We start from the raw sequence: 1376 nt of genomic DNA on the forward strand, positions 1-1376 counted from the left end.
CAAGCTCGCTGTCGTCATCGTAGCGACTTACGCAAGCGATAAAATCACATGACACCCTTTGCGTGCCTTGATGAAGGAGCTGATAAAAAGCGTGCTGGGCGTTTGAGCCGACTTCGCCCCACAGAATCGGACAAGTGGCATAATCCACCGTTTGTCCGTCTTTAGTAACCGATTTGCCATTGGATTCCATTTCAAGTTGGGTTAGATAACTTGGCAAAAATTTAAGCCGTCCGTCATAAGGTAGCACCGTATGTCCGTTAATCCCCAAAAACGTGGCGTTCCACACGGCAAGCAGTCCCATGATGACAGGGGCGTTCTTGGCAAAGGGGGCGGATTTAAAATGACAATCCATCTGATACGCCCCGTCAAGCAGGCGTTTAAAATTATCCATGCCCACCGCAATCGCCACCGACAGACTAATCGCCGACCACATACTAAACCGACCACCCACCCATTCCCAAAAGATGAGCTGATTGTCAGTATGAATGCCCCACTGGCTCATGCGGGCAGGATTTGCCGACACGCCAATAAAATGTCGTCTTAGGGCGACATCTTTGGCGGTAAAGGTAGTCAGCCACGCCAAAGCGGTACTGGCGTTCGATAGCGTATCCACCGTACCAAAGGACTTGGACGCCACGATAAACACGGTGGTTTCGGCGGATAATTTGCCAAGCAAGTTTTGCAGGTGCGTGCCGTCCATGTTGGAGACAAAATGCACACGGATAGCCGTGTCTTTGTACTCCGCCAAAGCATCCACCGCCATTAAGGGTCCTAAATCCGAGCCACCGACCCCGATAGACACCACGTCCGTGATTGCCTTGCCCGAGTAGCCACGCCACACGCCTGTGCGAATGCGGTGGGCGATACTCTCGCATTTATCAAGGCTAGCCTCGACTTGGGCGGATACGTCTGTGCCGTCCACGATGAGCGATTCGCCCTTTGGCAAGCGTAAAGCGGTGTGCAAGGCAGGACGGCTCTCGCTGTCATTGACCTGTTTGCCACTCATTAAGTCGTTGATTTTTTGGGATAAATTGCACTCATTGGCAAGATCGATGAGCGTATCTAGCACCCTCTTATCAAGGCACGCTTTGGCATAATCCATCACCATATAGGGGGCGGACAGATGAAAGGTGCTGGCACGCCTATCATCTTGGGCGAAAAGTTCGGTTAAAGTGGGGTTGGTGCTAGCAAGGGCGTGTAGGGTTTGCCAAGTAGGGCTTTGGTTCATGGCAAATCCTTAAAATGATTCGCCAATATGCTCGGCAAAATAACCAAACGCCTGTACATAGGTTTTCATATCGCCTGCGTCAAAGCTGTTGCCCTTTAAGGTTACCACGTCCATGCCCTGCTCGCCAATAAGTGCGTCAATGGCATCG

Annotated in this window: 1 protein-coding gene and 1 pseudogene; both read right to left on the bottom strand. The window is 51.5% G+C overall.

What is annotated here, in order from left to right:
* Window positions 1-1228, bottom strand: a 1228-nt coding sequence (gene pgi / locus GY683_RS09270) for a glucose-6-phosphate isomerase (protein ID WP_297288453.1), incomplete at its 3' end; no start/stop codon positions are given.
* Window positions 1229-1237: 9 nt separating this feature from the next.
* Window positions 1238-1376, bottom strand: a pseudogene (locus GY683_RS09275) (UTP--glucose-1-phosphate uridylyltransferase); the annotation flags it as partial.

This window comes from Moraxella sp. (genome assembly GCF_024227015.1).
Lineage (GTDB): Bacteria > Pseudomonadota > Gammaproteobacteria > Pseudomonadales > Moraxellaceae > Moraxella.